This is a genomic window from Edwardsiella sp. EA181011 (assembly GCF_000800725.1).
GTDB lineage: Bacteria > Pseudomonadota > Gammaproteobacteria > Enterobacterales > Enterobacteriaceae > Edwardsiella > Edwardsiella anguillarum.
On the sequence record NZ_CP011364.1, the window covers coordinates 3,100,791 to 3,119,180 of the forward strand.

General features: G+C 56.2%; 17 protein-coding genes, 1 tRNA gene and 3 pseudogenes. 7 read left to right on the top strand and 14 right to left on the bottom strand.

Annotation, left to right across the window (positions count from 1 at the left end; all coding sequences use genetic code 11):
- Positions 1-593: 593 nt before the first annotated feature.
- From hpaA to QY76_RS13785, 11 genes are all read right to left on the bottom strand, one after another.
- Entirely contained in the window at positions 594-1,493 is a 900-nt protein-coding gene (hpaA, locus tag QY76_RS13735; RefSeq protein WP_034164354.1) for a 4-hydroxyphenylacetate catabolism regulatory protein HpaA, read from the bottom strand.
- A 51-nt stretch (positions 1,494-1,544) separates the two neighbouring features.
- The gene (gene hpaX, locus QY76_RS13740) at positions 1,545-2,921 is read right to left on the bottom strand and encodes a 4-hydroxyphenylacetate permease (RefSeq protein ID WP_034164355.1); all 1,377 of its coding nucleotides are present in this window, start codon (positions 2,919-2,921) and stop codon (positions 1,545-1,547) included.
- 49 nt (positions 2,922-2,970) lie between these two features.
- The gene (hpaI, locus tag QY76_RS13745; protein ID WP_045424894.1) at positions 2,971-3,774 is read right to left on the bottom strand and encodes a 4-hydroxy-2-oxoheptanedioate aldolase; all 804 of its coding nucleotides are present in this window, start codon (positions 3,772-3,774) and stop codon (positions 2,971-2,973) included.
- 9 nt (positions 3,775-3,783) lie between these two features.
- The gene (hpaH, locus tag QY76_RS13750; protein ID WP_034164357.1) at positions 3,784-4,587 is read right to left on the bottom strand and encodes a 2-oxo-hept-4-ene-1,7-dioate hydratase; all 804 of its coding nucleotides are present in this window, start codon (positions 4,585-4,587) and stop codon (positions 3,784-3,786) included.
- Positions 4,587-6,059: an NAD-dependent succinate-semialdehyde dehydrogenase gene (locus tag QY76_RS13755; protein ID WP_045424892.1), complete on the bottom strand. Its 1,473-nt coding sequence runs from the start codon at positions 6,057-6,059 to the stop codon at positions 4,587-4,589. Before QY76_RS13755 ends, hpaH begins: the two co-directional genes overlap by 1 nt.
- Positions 6,049-7,284, bottom strand: coding sequence for a multidrug effflux MFS transporter (locus QY76_RS13760; RefSeq protein WP_081854063.1), 1,236 nt, complete (start codon positions 7,282-7,284; stop codon positions 6,049-6,051). The genes QY76_RS13755 and QY76_RS13760 overlap by 11 nt, the downstream gene beginning before the upstream one ends.
- Positions 7,285-7,295: 11 nt before the next feature.
- On the bottom strand, positions 7,296-7,691 hold the full coding sequence (locus QY76_RS13765; RefSeq protein ID WP_034164359.1) for a 5-carboxymethyl-2-hydroxymuconate Delta-isomerase: 396 nt from the start codon (positions 7,689-7,691) through the stop codon (positions 7,296-7,298).
- Positions 7,692-7,707: 16 nt separating this feature from the next.
- A complete protein-coding gene (gene hpaD, locus QY76_RS13770) occupies positions 7,708-8,568 on the bottom strand; it encodes a 3,4-dihydroxyphenylacetate 2,3-dioxygenase (RefSeq protein WP_005286776.1) in 861 nt (286 codons plus the stop codon).
- Between the two features lie 163 nt (positions 8,569-8,731).
- Complete coding sequence (gene hpaE / locus QY76_RS13775) at positions 8,732-10,198, bottom strand: 5-carboxymethyl-2-hydroxymuconate semialdehyde dehydrogenase (protein ID WP_034164360.1); 1,467 nt, start codon at positions 10,196-10,198, stop codon at positions 8,732-8,734.
- Positions 10,195-10,962 (bottom strand): fumarylacetoacetate hydrolase family protein, encoded by a 768-nt coding sequence (locus QY76_RS13780; protein WP_034164361.1) that lies wholly within the window; start codon positions 10,960-10,962, stop codon positions 10,195-10,197. Before QY76_RS13780 ends, hpaE begins: the two co-directional genes overlap by 4 nt.
- Positions 10,959-11,597: a fumarylacetoacetate hydrolase family protein gene (locus QY76_RS13785; RefSeq protein ID WP_034164362.1), complete on the bottom strand. Its 639-nt coding sequence runs from the start codon at positions 11,595-11,597 to the stop codon at positions 10,959-10,961. Before QY76_RS13785 ends, QY76_RS13780 begins: the two co-directional genes overlap by 4 nt.
- 379 nt (positions 11,598-11,976) lie before the next feature.
- On the opposite strand from QY76_RS13785, the gene hpaR reads away from it, so the two are divergent.
- The 5 genes and pseudogenes from hpaR to QY76_RS13810 all read left to right on the top strand — a co-directional run.
- Positions 11,977-12,450, top strand: a complete 474-nt coding sequence (hpaR, locus tag QY76_RS13790) for a homoprotocatechuate degradation operon regulator HpaR (RefSeq protein WP_045424889.1) — start codon at positions 11,977-11,979, stop codon at positions 12,448-12,450.
- A 365-nt stretch (positions 12,451-12,815) separates the two neighbouring features.
- A complete protein-coding gene (locus tag QY76_RS13795) occupies positions 12,816-13,988 on the top strand; it encodes a p-hydroxyphenylacetate 3-hydroxylase oxygenase component (protein WP_200901071.1) in 1,173 nt (390 codons plus the stop codon).
- A 20-nt stretch (positions 13,989-14,008) separates the two neighbouring features.
- Positions 14,009-14,961: pseudogene (locus tag QY76_RS13800) on the top strand (p-hydroxyphenylacetate 3-hydroxylase reductase component).
- Positions 14,962-15,293: 332 nt separating this feature from the next.
- A pseudogene (locus QY76_RS13805) lies at positions 15,294-15,929 on the top strand (LysE family transporter).
- A gap of 73 nt (positions 15,930-16,002) precedes the next feature.
- Positions 16,003-16,480 (top strand): annotated as a pseudogene (locus tag QY76_RS13810) (recombinase family protein); the annotation flags it as partial.
- A gap of 164 nt (positions 16,481-16,644) precedes the next feature.
- Here the strand turns inward: QY76_RS13810 and QY76_RS18930 are convergent.
- A tRNA-OTHER gene (locus QY76_RS18930) sits at positions 16,645-16,747 on the bottom strand.
- A gap of 191 nt (positions 16,748-16,938) precedes the next feature.
- Between QY76_RS18930 and QY76_RS19440 the strand changes: the two genes are divergently transcribed.
- Positions 16,939-17,268: a hypothetical protein gene (locus tag QY76_RS19440; RefSeq protein WP_235439410.1), complete on the top strand. Its 330-nt coding sequence runs from the start codon at positions 16,939-16,941 to the stop codon at positions 17,266-17,268.
- Between the two features lie 62 nt (positions 17,269-17,330).
- Positions 17,331-17,831: a hypothetical protein gene (locus tag QY76_RS19445; RefSeq protein WP_235439411.1), complete on the top strand. Its 501-nt coding sequence runs from the start codon at positions 17,331-17,333 to the stop codon at positions 17,829-17,831.
- A 13-nt stretch (positions 17,832-17,844) separates the two neighbouring features.
- Here QY76_RS19445 and QY76_RS19450 read toward each other — a convergent pair whose 3' ends face one another.
- Positions 17,845-18,018, bottom strand: a complete 174-nt coding sequence (locus QY76_RS19450; protein WP_235439412.1) for a hypothetical protein — start codon at positions 18,016-18,018, stop codon at positions 17,845-17,847.
- Positions 18,019-18,066: 48 nt separating this feature from the next.
- The gene (locus QY76_RS19455; RefSeq protein WP_225865160.1) at positions 18,067-18,375 is read right to left on the bottom strand and encodes a hypothetical protein; all 309 of its coding nucleotides are present in this window, start codon (positions 18,373-18,375) and stop codon (positions 18,067-18,069) included.
- Positions 18,376-18,390 lie beyond the last annotated feature (15 nt).

Consider the following 18,390-nt stretch of genomic DNA (forward strand, 5'->3'; position numbering starts at 1 on the left):
GCATGTCCGCCCGCTCGTTTTGTGCCATCAGCTCGGTGCGGAAGATATTCAACGGCGCGTAAACCTCCGTAACGGCCATACGCGTCAGCGCATGAAACCGCGCTACTCTGTCTGCGCCGATAGGCTGACATCGATCTCCCCTCCGGCAACGCCTCACCGTAGCCCGACCGATAAGCCATCGCACGCACGCGTGATGTCAGCATCTGTTCCTGTCGCACGTCAGGAACAATATTGTGCCCCTTAAGCAAGCGGTACACCTGAGCCAACATGTGCGCAGTACGCGCTTCTGTCCGACTTCCATCGTCGTTAATGATTGCTCCGTTATTCACGCTTCTGACCCTGGTGATTGCGTATTGGCTAAAACGCACGTCGTAAGAGGGCGGTTTGCGCAGTGGAAAGGGAGGCTGAGGATCTGATCGGTCCCAAAGGATCCTGCTGAACGGCCGTCTTCAGGCGAATTTGCGCGATGAACCACACACATTCGCCCGTCGGATCATCAGACACCGGCAAATAATGGGGATAAATTTATTCCGGCGTGAGAGATCATACAGATATCGGCGGCGAGTGGTATCCCGCCCGCACACATCCCCACCTCAGCTACCGGCGAGCTGGCGGGCGCGGAAGGCGCTGGGTGAGCAGCCCGCCAGGCGGTTAAAGAAACGAGTGAAGTAGGCCGGATCCTTAAAGCCCAATAGATAGGCTATCTGGTGCACCGAACGGTCGCTAAATAACAGCAGACGCTTCGCCTCGCGTAACTGGCGCTCGAAGATCAGCCGCTTCGGCGAGCGGTTAGCAAAGCGGCGACACATATCTGCCAGACGTGACTCCGTGATCCCCAGCTCGCGCGCATACTCGGCTACCGGCAGATGCTCGGGATAACGCATGTCGATCAGCTGGTTGAAGCGACGAAAACGCTGGATCTCCCCACGCATGGCGCACAGGGTACGTTCACCGAACGGCACATTGCGCAGCAGCAGCGTAGAGACCGCCTGCGCTAGCAACGCCAAGGTATGCTCATAGCCGGGTAACTGCGCCGTCGCCTCGCGTTGGATCAACGCCCAATAATGATTAAGGCACTCCAGCTCCTGGGATTTATCCGCCAGCGACAGGCAGACACCGGGGATATTGAGCAGTGCCTCACGCCCGCCCTGATAGGGGTAGAGGCTCTCTAGCAGCGGCCAGATCAACTCTTGATGCACCGTCAGCACATGCCCCTCGCTGTCCGCCCCGGTATGGAAGGCATGTGGCGTTGAGGGGGGCGTCAGCACGAACAGCGGCGCCTGTAGCGAATAGTGCTGATCGTCGAGCAGCAGTTCGATCTGTCCGGTGTTCAGCACATGCATTTGGAAGAAATGATCGTGGCGATGGACATGCATATCGCGACCAAAGAATGCTGCCAGACGAGAGAACGATTGATAATAGACGCCTTCCGCCCCCTGTGCTTCGTGATAATCGTGGGCCAGATCGAGATTGGCGACAACCGGTTCATTCATCGTGATAACCCTCCAGGCAAGAACAAACGGGCCCGACTCGACCCGTGATACTTAGGGCGTAGCGCGAGGACGTGAAGCCTGCATCGGGATCCACCACACCAGAAGGGCACCAACGACCAACAACCCAGCGACAAAGTAGAGACCAGAGTTGAAGCTCCCCGTCTGATCCTTCAGCCAACCGATCAACAGTGGACTGATACCGGAACCGATATTGCCCACGGCGTTGATCACGGCGATCCCCACCGCCCGCGCGCGCAGACTGATCGACTGATCCGGCGTGGTCCAGAAGATGGCCATCGCCGTGAACGAGCCCACGGAGGCCATGATGATGCCGATCAGCTGCAACAGGCTATGCTGGGTCGCCGAAGCCAACAGCCAGCCGACGGCGGCGAACAGGTAAGGCAGGCAGGTGTGCAGCTTACGTTCTTGGAGACGATCGGAACGGCGGCTCCACCACACCATGCCGGCGATGGTACAGACCTGGGGGATGGCAGCCAACAGGCCGATGACAATGTTACTGCTGCCCTGATTGAAGCTCTGCAGGATCTGCGGCGTCCAGATGTTAACCGCACTCAGGGTGTTGGTCAGGCAAAAGTAAGCTAAGGTATACATGACCACCACCGGGGTGAAGATCTCACGCCACAGGCTGCGCCGTTGCAATGCACGGTGACTCATCCCCCCTTCCGGCTGCACCAGCTCCAGCTTATCCTCCTCCATCATCGCTTGCAGAGTCTGCTTATCGCTCGTCGTCAACCACTTGGCCTTAGCCGGCGTATCATCCAAATAGAACCAGACGACGACCCCCAGCAACACCGAGGGAAATCCCTCCAACAGGAATAACCATTGCCACCCCTTCAGGTCCAAGATGCCATCCAGCGCCATGATATAGCCGGACGCCGCCGAGCCTAGTGCCATGGTGACGGGCATCGCCACCATAAATAGCGCGTTGGCCCGAGCGCGAAAATAGGCGGGGAACCAATAAGTAAGATAGACCAGCACCCCGGGCAGGAAGCCCGCCTCAGCAATACCGACGATCATTCGCAACACATACAGACTCGTGGGACCGGTCGCAAACATGGTCGCTGTCGAGGCGATGCCCCAACAGACCATGATAGTAGCGATCCAGCGCCGCGCCCCGACGATCCCCAGCATGATATTGCTGGGAATACCGAAAATGACATAAGTGGCATAGAACAGCGTCGTCGCCAGACCAAACATGGTCGCGCTCAACCCGAGATCCCGCCCCATGGTGAGGCCAGCGAAACCGATGTTAATACGATCGAGAAAGGAGGCGACAAACAGCACGAACAGGAACACGATCAGGCGGCGGAATAGCTTATTAATGACAGCCTGTTGTTGTGCATTGAGTTGCTTATGACGCTCGGCGGGATTAGCCGAACTATTCCCTATGGTCGGTGACTCGCTCATCATGCTTCCCTCAAGTGATTGCCCATTATGGTCGGTATTGCGCCGTGGCTCAGTACACACCCTGCGCCGTCTGTGGAGCGATGGTGCCGAAGCGGGCGGCTAACGCCTCGGCGGCACGCGCTAAAAGTGTGGTATCGACCCCCACCGCCACAAATAACGCCCCGAGTTCCAGGTAACGTTGCGCCATCTCCGGCTGCGCCATCAAAATGCCGGGGGCCTTACCCGCCGCCTTGATTTGGGCGATCGCTTGCTCGATCGCCGCCTGAACGGTTGGATGCGTCGGCTGGCCGGCCAAGCCCATATCGGCGCTCAGATCCGCCGGGCCGATGAACACGCCGTCCACCCCCTCCACCGCGAGGATCTGCGGTAGATTACCCAGCGCCGTGCGGGTCTCGACCTGTATCAACACGCATACCTCATCGTCGGCGCGTTGCAGATAGTCGTCGATCCGGTTCCAGCGTGAGGCTCGCGCCAGGGCACTCCCCACCCCACGGATCCCCTGAGGCGGATAACGCGTAGCGCGTACCGCCGCCTGCGCCTGCGCCGCGTCTTGTACCATCGGGATCAACAAGCTCTGTGCGCCGATGTCTAGCAACTGTTTAATCTGCACGGCATCGTTCCAGGCGCTACGTACAACCGGATGGCTGGGGTAAGGGGCAATGGCTTGCAGCTGCCCGAGGATAGTCTGGACATTATTCGGCGCATGTTCGCCGTCGATCAGGAGCCAATCGAAACCACTCCCCGCTAACAGTTCGGCGCTATAAGGGCTACACAGACCCAGCCAGAGGCCAATCTGCGCGCGCCCATCCCGTAGTGCCTGTTTAAAGGTGTTATGTAATACGGCGTGGTTCATTTTCTCTCCTTAGACAAACCGACAACTGATGGTGCCCAGCGGGCCATAGTCGACATGGAAGGTATCCCCCTGACGTGCCGCCACCGGGCGGGTAAAGGAGCCGGCCAGAATGATCTGCCCCGCCTCCAGCTGCACCTGGTAAGGGGCGAGTTTATTCGCCAACCAGGCCACGCCATTGGCCGGATGATTCAACACGGCGGCGGCGACACCGGACTCCTCGATCACCCCGTTGCGATACAGCAACGCACTGATCCAACGCAGATCTAAGGCCTCTGGCTTGATGGGACGCCCGCCCAAGATCACCCCGGCGTTCGCGGCATTGTCCGCGATGGTGTCGAATACCTTGCGCGGCCGACCACTCTGGGGATCGACGTTATGGCTGCGCGCGTCGATCAACTCCAAGGCAGGGATGATGTAATCCGTGGCGTTATATACGTCGAACAGGGTACAGTTCGGGCCACGTAACGGCTTCGCCAGAATAAAGGCCAACTCGACCTCGATACGGGGCACGATGAAGCGATCCGTCGAGATCTCTCCCCCGTCGGCAAACAGCATGTCGTCGAGTAACGCGCCATAATCCGGCTCCGTAATCTGCGAGCTGATCTGCATCGCTCGCGACGTTAGGCCAATCTTATGGCCCACCAAACGGCGCCCGGCGGCAATCTTCTGTGCCACCCAGGCACGTTGGATAGCGTAAGCATCCTCAAGGGTGATCTGTGGATACTCCAAGGAGAGCGCCCGGATCTGTACACGGCTCTGTTCCGCCTGCTCCAGGCGACGAGCGAGGCTCTCAATGAGCGAGTGAGCTAACATCAATTCGTTCCCTTATCGTCAAGTCCACCGAAGCAGAGGTACTTCACTTCGAGATAATCCTCGATACCATAGCGTGACCCTTCACGCCCTAATCCGGACTGCTTGATGCCGCCAAACGGCGCCAACTCATTGGAGATCAGCCCTTCATTAATGCCGACCATGCCGCACTCCAACGCCTCCGCCACCCGGTAGATCCGACCGATGTCGCGCGCATAGAAGTAGGCTGCCAGCCCCGATTCGGTCTGATTGGCCAAGCGAATGGCCCCCTGCTCATCGTGAAATTTGATCAGCGGAGCGACGGGGCCGAAAACCTCCTCATGGGTGATACGCATCGACTCATCGACGTCGCACAGAATGGTCGGCTGGAAGAACAGACCGCCCAAGGGATGCGGCGCGCCGCCGCTCACCAGGGTTGCTCCCCGCGCCAGAGCGTCGTCGATCAACGCCTGGACTTTATCCAGCGCCGCCTGATTGATCAGCGGCCCCTGCTGCGCGCGGGGATCGCTGGCTGGCCCGACCCGCAGCGTCGCGACCACCTCGGCGAAACGGGCGACGAAGCGTTCATAGATCCCGGCCTGTACCAGGATGCGGTTGGCACAGATGCAGGTCTGACCGCTGTTACGAAACTTCGCCGCCAGAGCCCCCTGAACCGCGGCCTCCAGATCGGCGTCGTCGAATACGATAAAGGGGGCATTGCCGCCCAGCTCCAGAGAGAGTTTCTTCACCGTCGCCGCGCTTTGCGCCATCAGCAGCTTGCCGATGCGGGTCGAGCCGGTAAACGACAGCTTGCGCACCAGTGGGCTCTGGGTCATACAGGTGCCGATGGCCGCCGCATCCAGCCCCGGCACGATATTCAACACCCCCGCCGGCAGTCCCGCCGCCTCCGCCAACGCCGCCAGTGCCAGCGCCGACAGCGGCGTCTCCGGCGCTGGCTTTAGCACCACACAGCAACCGGCGGCCAGCGCCGGTGCAACCTTGCGGGTGATCATGGCGTTGGGAAAATTCCATGGCGTGATCGCCGCAACCACACCGATCGGCTGCTTGATGGTACTGATACGCTGACCAGGAAGCGGACTGGGGATCGTCTCCCCATAAGTGCGCTTCCCCTCCTCGGCAAACCACTCGATAAAGCTGGCACCATAGGCGATCTCCGCCAACGCCTCGGCGTGCGGCTTACCTTGCTCCCGGCTGAGTAACTGCGCCAGCGCCTGGCGATGCTCCCCGATCAGATCGTACCAGCGCCGCAGGATTAACCCTCGCTGCTTGGCTGTCTGGGCGCGCCAGGCGGGAAGCGCCCGTTGAGCGGCACGGATCGCCTGTTGGCAAGCCTCTGCGCCCATATCGCTGACGCGTGCAATGCACGCACCACTGGCCGGATCGGTTACCGCAAAGGTGGCACCGTCGGCGGCATCGAGCCAGTGGCCATCGATGTAGGCCTGGTGGCGCAACAGCACCACGGGTTTACTTCTCATGATTTCTCTCTCCGGGTAACAAGCAGTACGGATGACGCAGGACGCGTTGCACGGCCAGCCGCTGACTTAACCAGCTCAGCGCAGCGCACAGCGCCATCAGCAATGTCATGGTGAACGGGGTATCATCCTGTAGGGCTGACAGCAGCAGGCTGGCGCCAGCCCCCAACGCGAACTGGCACGAAACCGCCAAGGCCGTCGCACTGCCCGCCTGCTCCGCGCGCGGTAACAATAGTTGCGACAGACTATTAGCGCCGATAGCATTCACCAGCGATATATACAGCATCACCAAGGGCGCGATCAGCGCCACCCCCTGGCGGTAGCTGGCCAGCAGTAGCAGGCCGAAGATCACCTGAGCACCACTCTGCCAAGACAGCAGGCGTGCCAGGCTGTAGTGACGCAGTAGGCGCACGTTGAGCAGCAGCAACAGGATCATCCCCAGCACATTGCCCGCGAACAGCAGACCATAGGCGTGGGGAGACAGTTGGAAATAGCGGATATAGACGAACGGTGAGGCGCTGATAAAGGCGAACATCCCGGCAAAGGAGAACGACAACGTGCCGATGGTCGCCATCGCCCGACCATCGCGCAGCAGCTGGCCATAGTGATAAAACGCTACCCACAGGCCGCCCGACGTGGACGACGCGCTCGTGGGCAATGTCTCCGGCAGTAGCCGCCACACCAACAGCCCGCTGAGGCAGCCACAGAGCGTGAGTAACCCAAAGATGGCCTGCCAGTCGAACCGGGTCAGCAACGCGCTGCCCAGCAGCGGCGCCACTAAAGGCGCCGCCATAGTCACCAGCGTCATCAACGACAACACCCGCGGTAAGACCTGAGCGCGATAGACATCACGAGCGATCGCCCGAGCCATCACCAGCGCGGCGCCGCTCCCGAACGCTTGCAGGACGCGCAATGCCACCAGTTGCCATACGTTACTCACCTGAGTACAGAGCAGACTCGCGCAGGCGAATAGCAACAAACCGCTCAGTAACAACCGGCGCCGACCGAGACGATCGCTCAACGGTCCATAAAGCAGCATCCCGATACACAGACCGAGAAAAAACGCGCTCAGCGTCAGCTGCATCTGCCCGGTCGTCGCCTGTAGGCGTTGCGCCATGGCGGGCAAGGCCGGCAGATACATGTCGATAGACAGGGGGCCGAACGCCACCAGCGACCCCAGCAGCGGGATCAGCCAGCGGGGTGGACGCTGAACGAAGGCCGAGCTCATGCTACGCATGCCTACGATCTCGCCACATCCGCAAACAACGCGTGTACGTTGTTTTGCTTGTAACTCAACTCTGCTGGCAACACCTCAATCACCAACGAAAGGGCCAGATAACGCTGCGCCATCAGGGGGGCGAAGTGCTGCTGGATCAAGGCGAAGAGTTGCTCTCCCACCTGCTGTTGGCACGCCAAGCTGCGTCCGGCGCCGATCTTCAACGTCATATGCACGAAGGCATAATCGTGGCGCCCATCGGCCATCTGCCAGGTATCCAGCCAGATGGCGCGGCTACGGATCCCCGCCAGGGGGAAGAGTCCGGTTCCAAAGAGAAATGCATTGACCTGGGCAAACAGCGCCGGCAGATCGGCCTCGCGACGAATATTGTCGCTACACTCAGCGTAGAAATGGGGCATATCGACTCCTCGCGGATTAGGCAGCCACCGCCGGCAACGGGAATACCGCATTCACCTGGCCGGTACCTGAACTGGCGAATAACTCGGTGACGAACTCGACCTGTCCGTCATACCGATCCCAGCCTAATAGGCCAAGCAACATCACCGTGTCATGCATGTTGCCCTCGCCGAAACAGTAGTGGGCATACTCCGGCAACATGGCGCAAAACTCGTCGAAACGCCCCTCCTTCCATAATTTGACCACCCGTTCATCCATCTGACGATCGAACTCACGGGTATAACTGTGCATTCCTTGTTCGGCCCGTTGATCATCAATAAAACGGTGTGATAACGAACCGCTCGCCAGCACCGCTACCTTACCGGCGTACTGTTCGATGGCCTTGGCGATCGCCTCGCCCATCTTGCGACTGTCGGCGAAGTCATGGACGGTACAAAAGGCGGAAATGGAGATCACCTTAAAGTGACGATCGGCATTCATATAGCGCATCGGCACCAGCGTGCCGTACTCCAGCGCCAGGCTGGCGATATTGTGGGCCTGGGCACGAACGCCGAGACGGCACGCCTCGTCGGCAATCAGTTGGCCCAGTTCGGGGTTACCGTCATACTCATAGGGCATATCGCGAATAAAATGCGGCAGCTCATGGCTGGTATAGACCCCAGAGAAGTGGGCGCTACAGTTGATATGGTAGGCGCTGTTGACCAGCCAGTGAGTATCGAACACGATGATGGTGTCGACGCCCAACTCGCGGCAACGGCGGCCGATCTCTTTATGCCCCTCAATCGCCGCCTGACGGCACCCCTGGTGTTTTCCCGGCAGTTCCGACAGGTACATTGACGGCACGTGGGTGATCTTGGCGGCTAACGCTAACTGTCCCATATGATTTCTCCTGAAAGTACGGTGCGTGCGTAGTTGTGATGGAACGCATTGCTCCCGGTTGATGAAGGACGCCGCCCGCTACGCCCCTCCCCCAGACAACACACCCGTCGGCGATCGAGCAACGCCAGCAACGCCCCGCATCGACCGACAACGACGTCACCTCTCATACTCCCCAACGCGGAATCGAATGATCCCCGAGTGAGAGACAGACGTTCTTCATTTCGGCGAACACCTCGAAGCTGTACTCCCCACCTTCACGCCCAGTACCGGAGGCCTTTACCCCGCCGAAAGGTTGGCGTAGATCGCGCACATTCTGGGTATTGATGAACACCATGCCCGCCTCGATGCTGCGTGCTAGGCGATGAGCCTTGCCGATATCCTGGGTCCAGATGTAAGAGGCCAGGCCATACTCGACAGCGTTGGCCAGACGCAATCCCTCCGCCTCGTCTTTAAACGGCAGCAGGCAAGCTACCGGGCCGAAGATCTCCTCCTGAGCGACTCGCATGCGATTGTCGACGTCGGCCAACACCGTCGGGCGCAAGAAGTTGCCCTGACGCAGATGCGCGGGTAAATCACTGGGCTTCTCCGGTCCCCCGGCCAACAACGTGGCCCCCTCTTCGATGCCAAGACGGATATAACCGGAGACCTTCTCCCAGTGCTGGCGACTGATCAGTGCGCCGACCTGTGTCTGCGGATCTTGTGGATCTCCGACCCGCAAGCGGTTGGCACGCTCGGCGAAACGCCGAACGAACTCCGGGTAGATCTGCTGCTGGATGAAGATGCGTGAACCCGCGGTGCAACGCTCACCGTTAATGGAGAAGATGGTGAATAACGCGGCATCCAGCGCACGCTCGATATCGGCGTCAGCAAAGATCAACACCGGTGACTTTCCCCCCAGCTCCATGGAGTACTTCTTCAGGCCCGCACTCCTCATGATGGCGCGCCCGGTGGCGGTACCGCCGGTGAAGGAGATGGCGCGCACATCGGGATGACGCACCAGGGCATCACCCGCCGTAGCGCCATACCCCTGAACCACATTCAAGACGCCGGCAGGAATACCCGCCTCCAGCGCCAACGCCCCGAGACGATCGGCACTCAACGGTGACAACTCAGACATCTTCAATACCGCGGTATTACCCAATGCCAGACAGGGCGCGACCTTCCAGGTCGCCGTCATAAACGGCACGTTCCATGGCGACACCAACGCGCACACGCCGACCGGCTGAACCAAGGTGTAATTCAGCATCTGGTCGTCGACGGGATAGGTTCGGCCATTCATCTGCTGACAGATCTCGGCGAAGAAATCGAAGTTATGCGAGGCGCGTGGGATCAAGACGTTTTTGGTCTGCTGGATCGGTAAACCCGTATCGCGCGTCTCCAGCTCGGCGATCGCCGCTACCTCTTGATCGATCAATGATCCGAGACGCCGCATCAGACGGGCACGCTGCTTCATCGGCAGATTGGCCCATTTGGGGAAGGCCTGTTTAGCGGCGGCGACAGCCTGCGCAATCTCGGTCTGATCACCCGCGGCCACTTCCGCCAAGACGTCGCCCGTCGCCGGATCGAGGGTCGTGAAGTAATCCTGCCCAGCGACATTCTTACCGTTAATCCAATGGTTAATACGTTTCATCCTGCGATCTCCTTGTACTCGGCCTCACTGACGATACGGTTACTCAAGCGCGCAACGCCCTCCACCTCGACCACCACCTCGTCACCGGGCCGGACATCGGCCAATCCCTTCGGCGTACCCGTGGCGATCATGTCACCGGGTTGCAGGGTGATAAATTCACTCAGGTAAGCGATCAGGTAAGGAATGGAGAAAATCATGTTGCCCGTGTTGCCACGTTGACGCAGCTCACCGTTAACCCAGGTGCTGAGCGTCAGGTTATGAGGATCGGGCACCGCCTCGCGCGCCACGATCCAAGGGCCGATCGGCGTCAAGGTATCGCGACTCTTCACGCGTAGATTCGGGCGATAGTAGTTCTCGAGATAATCGCGTACGGCGTAGTCGTTACACACGGTGTAACCCGCGACATACTCCATCGCCTGTGCCGCTGAAACGCGGCACGCGCGTCGGCCGATCACCACCACCAACTCCGCCTCATAGTGCATGTAGTCCAGATTATCTGGTCGTACAGACACCTGGTTATGACCGGTCAACGTATTCGCCGCCTTGATGAATACCAGCGGTTCCTCCGGTGCCTGGAATGCCAGTTCGCTAGCATGGTCGGCATAGTTAAGCCCTAATGCGAATAACGTGCCGCCGGTCACGGGCGGCAGCCACTGCACCAGCTCGGCGGCGAGGGTGGTCCCGTCCGCCAACACCACGCGCTGCTGTTGGTCCACGCGGACTGACAAAATCTCGCCTTGATACTGAATACGCGCCTGCCTCATACCCCATCTCCCTGTGTGACCACGAGATTCTCCAACGTGGGAAAGCCGGTTGCCCGTACGCTGACGCGATCGCCGGGTTTAATGGTCACCCGCTGTTGGGGCGTACCAAGTAGGATCACATCGCCGGGTTGCAGCGTGGCGAAGTCACTCAATGCACTCAGCAACTGCGGCGCGGAACGCAGCAGATCGGCCGTAGACCAACGGTCAACCTCAACACCATTGATTGCAGTAACGATCGTCAACGTCGCTATTTGCTCGGCAGACAGTACCACCCGGTCACCCAGCGGACAGAAACCATCACGGCACTTAGCCTTGATGGCGGGCCGATAGAAGCTGGATTCCGGCAAGCTGACCTCATTGGCGAGGGCAAAGCCGGCGATAAATTCCGCCGCCTGCTGCACACTGACCTTATGTGCTCGCTGTCCCACCACCAGCGCCAACGTAGCGCCGCTTAACACCTGTTCACCGGCAGGATGTGGGATCGCCGCGCCACTGGGGATGACCGTGTTACGAGGTTTAATAAACCAAACCGGCGTCTTAGGTGGCTCCTGATAGGGGGGCGAGTGAAACTGTGCATCCCAGGCAGCCAGTTGACTGCGATGGTTCAGGGCGACAGCAAAGACGGTGCCTTCCATTCCTCTCTCCTTTAGCCCGCGCATAACGGGGTGTGACAGACTCATTGTTAATATATTAATGAAATCCTTTTACACGCTGTACGCGTTTTAAACAACCGCCACGCACAAAACTGTGATCTCGATAACATTGTATTTACATTTTATTAAATTAATTCTTTATTATCATATATATATGTATATCTTCACTGTATTTTAGCGAATCTTTATTAACTTAATATTAACCAATGCGCGCGACATTAATTTCATTAAACTATTAACAATCATGAGTGGTGAGGAATGGCGGGCATCGAGAGAGTGACTAGGCTACAATCGGGAGAAGGCTGAGGGGTATATGGCGACCGGTAGGCGCCTAACGAACGATTGAATGGATTGAAGAACTATGCATGAGTCACTGACCATCGCTCTGTTACAGGCACGCGAAAGCGCGATGGGTTTCTTCCGCCCGATATTGAAACGCTACAACTTAACCGAGCAGCAGTGGCGTGTGATCCGTGTCTTGGCTGGGAATCATTCTGTCGATTTCCATCAATTGGCCAGCCAAGCTTGTATATTACGTCCCAGTTTGACCGGGATCCTGTCACGGATGGAGCGGGACGGGCTAGTCTTTCGCCTGAAGCCGGTCAACGATCAGCGCAGGTTATATGTCTCCCTCAGTCAGCAGGGGCAGGCGTTGTATGAGCAGGCGCGCGCGCAGATTGAGGCGGAATACGGTGCCATCGAACGCGCGTTCTCCAGCGAGAAGATGACGCAGCTGACAACGTTGCTGGAAGAGCTTATCGCCCTGGGCGTACGCCAGCAGACGGAGCAAGAGAAAATATCCGACGATACTCCTCACCTTGAACCCCAAGATTGAGACGACCTCCCCATACGGCGGCGATATAACGGGCGAGGTAAGAAGCCAGCCTCCTCTCCCTCGCCGCTCACTTAATCACAAGTCGACAACACGCAATTAACAACACACTACCAGGTTCCGTCCCTATCCCCCCGCTTCCTCGGTTAGATTGCCTGTTGCAGCAGAATTCCTATCGTCATCACACTTTCATCGGTGTCATGGAAAAGTACAAGTTTTTACCTAGATTTTACATTCCATCAAACTTATTACTCCCCATAATCGGTAACCGTGCCCCATCGACACGGATGAACGCGTAGGCCTGCCCGGCCTATCGCCGACGCCACGCGACTGCATAGCACGCTTACTCAATCAAAGGAGCCTGAGCGATGATGACCACCGACAACCCCATGCTGGACAAGCTACGTCCGATTTTGCCGCAGATTGCTGCCAATGCTACGCTAGCTGAACGCGAGCGCCGCGTCCCGGCAGAGAACATCGCCTTGCTAAAAGGTATCGGCATGCATCGCATGTTCCAGCCCAAGACCTATGGCGGCCTGGAGATGTCGCTGCCGCAGTTTACCGACTGCGTCGCAGCGCTGGCAGGCGCCTGCGGTGGCACGGCTTGGGCCTTCAGCTTGCTCTGTACCCATAGCCATCAATTAGCGATGTTTTCCCAACGCTTACAGGATGAAATCTGGGGCGCCGATCCCGATGCCACCGCCAGTAGCAGCATCGCCCCATTCGGTCGCATAGAAAAGGGCGACGGCGGCGTCTATCTCAGCGGTGAAATGGGCTGGAGCAGCGGCTGCGATCACGCCGACTGGGCGATCGTGGGTTTCAATCGTATCGATGCCATGGGCGAGAAAATCTACTGTTTCGGCGTGATCCCTCGTCAGGAGTACCAGATCCGCGATGACTGGTACGCCAGCGGCATGAGCGGCAGCGGATCGAAGACGCTGATCATCGAAAACACGTTTATTCCCGAACACCGTATCGAGATCGCGAAGAACATGATGGAGGGACGCTCGCGCGGCTTTGGGCTCTATCCGGAGAGTGATCTCTACTATGCCCCCTATCGCCCCTACTTCGCCTGTGGCTTCGCCGCCATCGGCTTAGGGATCGCCGAACGCATGCTCGTTGCCTTTAAAGAGAAGACCCAGAATCGCGTACGCGCCTACACCGGCGCCCGTGTCGGCACCGCCACACCGGCCTTGATGCGCCTGGCCGAATCCACTCATCAGGTCGCCGCCGCTCGCGCCTTCCTGGAGAAGACCTGGCAGGAGCACGCCGCATTTGGCCATCAGCATCGCTACCCGACCCGCTCCGAGTTGGCCTTCTGGCGCACCAATCAGGCCTATGCGGTGAAGATGTGTATCGCCGCCGTGGATCGCTTATTCTGCGCTGCCGGAGCCACCAGCTGGCTGAGTGATAACGAGATGCAACGCCTGTTCCGCGACGCCCACATGACCGGCGCCCACGCCTACACCGATTACGATGTCTGCGCCCAGATCCTGGGGCGTGAACTGATGGGGCTAGACCCCGATCCAAGCATGGTTTAACCACCGAGGATGTTGTGATGATGCAGACTACAGGGAATGGCCTCGACCCGCGCGCCTTGCGTCAGGCGTTGGGAAACTTTGCCACCGGCGTAACCGTAATCACCACCGCCGGCCTTGACGGCGTCGATGTCGGCATGACGGCCAACAGCTTTAACTCCGTTTCACTCGATCCCCCTTGATCTTATGGAGCATCGATAAGCGTGCTGGCAGCTATCCACACTTCGCTCAGGCCAGCCACTTCGCCGTGAATATTCTCGCCGCCGATCAGATCGCGCTTTCCAACCGCTTCGCGCGCCCGGCAGAAAATAAATTCGCTGGACTGGAATATGCACGCGGCATCGCCGATATACCGTTACTGCATGACTGCGCCGCCCGTTTCCAGTGCGAAAAGTACCAACAGATCGATGCCGGTGATCACTGGATCTTGATTGGCAAGGTCGTCACCGTCGACGACTTCGGGCGTGCACCACTGCTGTACTGTCAAGGCGCCTATTCGCTGGTGTTACCCTATCCACGTCCCACCAAGGCGTCCCCTGCCCCCGGCGCTGAGCCGGCGTCGCTAGACAACAACGTTTACTATCTGCTCACCCAGGCCTTACGCAGCTACCAATCCTACTACCAACCGCGCCAACGCGCCTGCGGGCTACGCACCAGCGAAGCCCGTATGCTGCTAGTTCTGGACACCCCCCGAGAGATGTCAATGGAGCAGCTGTTGTGTGAGGTCGCGATGCCCCTCCGAGAGATCGGGGAGGCAGAAGATGCACTGCGCCGTAAAGGATTGGTTGCCCCGGTTGGTAGCAATTACTGCCTGACCGAGGAGGGGAAGGCACAGGCCGCTATGCTACGCGACATTGCCGACCATCAACAGCAACAGGTGCTTGCCGGTTTCAGCGTCGAAGACATCGCGCTATTAAAAAAGATACTGCGCGCTATCCCACACGCTTGCCAAACGCTGAGTTCCGTCATGAAATAATCCCCAAAGCGCGTTCATTCCCCGCGGCTGAACGCGCTTTTTCTCCCCCACTTTCTCTATTGCTCAATCAGCCTACGCAGCCTCACGCTCGCACTGCTGCGCAAAGGGAAGAGGCCCCCTAACGACAGCGTGAGCATCATGAATAAAAAGGGTCCGCTGACGCCGCGATGGCCGGGGCGTCGCCCGGCCTGTGGCCATTCCGCCCCCGCTTACCAGAGAGCCCGCGGACGCGCCCTCCCGCCGTCAATTCCGTAATATCCTGCCACGGGTCGCGATATCCCGACCATATTTTGCTATAAATAAGACTACGTTAACTCATGAGCGCGTGGTCTATGGAACCCCTGCATGCCGTCGTTCTTACCATCAGCCTGTTCGTCCTGACCTTCTTCAACCCCGGCGCGAATCTCTTTGTGGTGGTGCAAACCAGCCTGGCCTCCGGACGGCGGGCCGGAATGATGACCGGTCTCGGCGTCGCGCTCGGCGATGCGTTTTACTCCGGGCTCGGGCTGTTTGGCCTGGCGACGCTGATCACCCAATGCGAGGCGCTCTTCGCGCTCATTAAGATCGGCGGTGGCGCCTATCTGCTCTGGTTCGCCTGGCATAGCGTGCGCGCTCAGGCCTCGCTGCCACTACTCAGCGTGCGGCCCTCCGTCAGCGAACCCTGGCACATCTTCTTCCGCCGCGGGCTGCTGACCGATCTGTCAAACCCGCAGACGGTGTTGTTCTTCATCAGTATCTTTTCGGTGACCCTCAGCGCCGACACGCCGCTTTGGGCTAGATTGGCGGCCTAGGGCGGGATCGTACTCGCATCCATCGTCTGGCGCCTGTTCCTGAGTCAGGCCTTCTCTCTCCCTGCGGTACGCCGTCTCTACGGACGGATACAGCGCGTCGCCAGCCGGGCGATCGGCGCAATTATCGGGCTGTTTGCGCTCAGGCTGATCTATGAAGGGGTCAGTCAGCGCTACTGAGCCGCGCATCCACGGGCGCACAGCGGCCCCGATCATACTGAAGTATCAGCGAGCGGGTCAGGAAAGTGAAGAACTGAAAGAGGCTCGGGCGAAAATCAGTCGCATTCTTACCGATAAGGTATCTGGCTGTTCTACCGATAGAAAGAGGCTAGACTTGCTGCGGATGAAAATAGAAGAAGGTGATGTCATTCTGGTGAAGAAGCTAGACCGCTTTGGTCGCGATACCGCCGATATGATCAAGCTGATACAAGCGCTTGATGCTTAGGGGGCGTTTTGTTCATCGATGACAGGATCAGCACAGATGGAGAAATGGGAAAAAGGATAGTCACTATCTTGTTGGCCATCGCCCAAACCGAACGGCGGGGAGTTCTGGAGCATATGAAACGAAGGCCGGGAGGAAATGAAGCTGACGTTTGGTCGCAAACGTGTCATAGACAGAAACAGTGTACTGGCGTTTCATCGCAAGGGGGAAGAACACAGCTGAGATAGCACGGAAGTTTAGTATTTCTCGCTCCATGAGATATCAGATTCTGAGAGATACAAAAATATAATAATATATCCACAGACTATACTATCTTTTTTATTAAGAGATAAAATTGATTATGACAGGATCATAATATCTAAGTTTATATATAATGGTTAACTGAGTGGATAATAAGATATATAATATTAAATATATCAACAAATAAACCAAGCTATCAAATACATTTAAAAATGGCGGAGAGGGCAGGATTCGAACCTACGACACGATAAATCGTGTGGACTCAGGAAATTTTTCAATTACCATAATCTGGCTTAGACCACTCGCCCACCTCTCCATATTCAAGTCGCAAATATAGAATCATATGTACCGTATAGATTAAAGCGTTTAAGTGATATTTTGTAACACAAATCGCAAACAACAAACCTCATCATTTATCAGTTTTTATTATTCGACGTGAGTAGAAAAACTAGAGATACAGTTGATGTAGGTTCTACTGGGTTTGTGATTTATCTAGGGAGAAACATTATGGCGGGTATTGAGTTACTGACCTTAAGGGATGATAGCTTTTATCAGACAGCAGAGCGCGTTATTTTCAGGGATTACAAGTGTAATTGCACAAAAGGATGGAAAGATACGGACAGATTCTATATTTATAAGGCGGATGAATCTGAGATAATGGAAATATTCAGTGATGAAATTAGTGACTGTAACTTAGATGCTCTGATTGACTTGGCCAGGGCTTATCTTAGCGATAACATTATTATTTCAGGAGGACACACGGTCGTAAATCTGGACAACCGATTTTCAGTAAGTAATGAGGTAAAAAATCAGCCAAATTCTGCATCGATTATATAGTAAAATCAAAGAAATCGTTAAACATTCAGCCTGATTTCCTAATGGAAATCAATGATTTTTACATGGAAAAAAGCGATGGGCATGAAATTGATGGTGCTAATCAGTATAGAAAAATGGCAACATCACCGTATATTATTCCAGAGATAATAAATTCCTACATCAAAGAAAATAACAAACACTATGGCATCGACATCAGGTCATTTTATGTTAGTGAAAAGACTATGGCTGATCGATTTAAAAGACACATCAAAAATACAATGGATAAAAACACTTTGTTTAATCGACAGGATAGCAGTCTCTTAATGACTGTAGGCGAACATACCTTTGCCATTATAGAGGATAATAAACCTACCTGCGCTGCAGGAAATGCAGCCACATTTAGGGCGATTAGGTATAAAGTTTCCTCCAACAAGATCTTTGATAATTACACTTCTCATATTGGTGTATTCCCACTGTGCTCACGAATCAATGTGCTTAATGGATATAGGGCTGCGTCAGTGTTTTATGAAAATCTATCTTTACCTTCGCTACTGATATTTTTCGGAAAGTCCTGTGTTGAATAACTCTTGTAAATAATTAGCCTCTAACATGGGCATTATAACCGAGTAATACCATGAGAATTTCATATTTATATTGGCCTATAACATTCTTTTCTACTGCCTTTGGTGCCGGCATTTTCTTTTTACCCCAAGCGGTAGGCCCGACTGTATTTGGGATAATGCCTTTTCTTGTTTTTATCACTGGTGCCATGCTGGTTTCACTAATGGCTCACTATCTATTTTTTAAATTTATTAGTTGTCATCCAGAGAAGGATTTTTTGGCAGCCTCCTCAAAATTTATTGGCAACAGATATGCAGTTATAACCTGTACATTATTTATATCATCAATGATGATTATCGTTTTAATAAACTTCATAACACTGGTTAATGTGGTGAGTTCATTTATCCATGACAGTTTATTGGTCCGGTTTTGTGTCTCTCTGTTGTTAAGTTCAACGCTTTCTATAGTTTGGCTACGTTTCAATGCTGATGTTGAAAAACTTATTTCACGGATAGCTCTTCCTTCAATCATTTCAGTTGCAGTAGTTGCCGTGTTTTTTTCTTTCAACCAATCAGATATCCA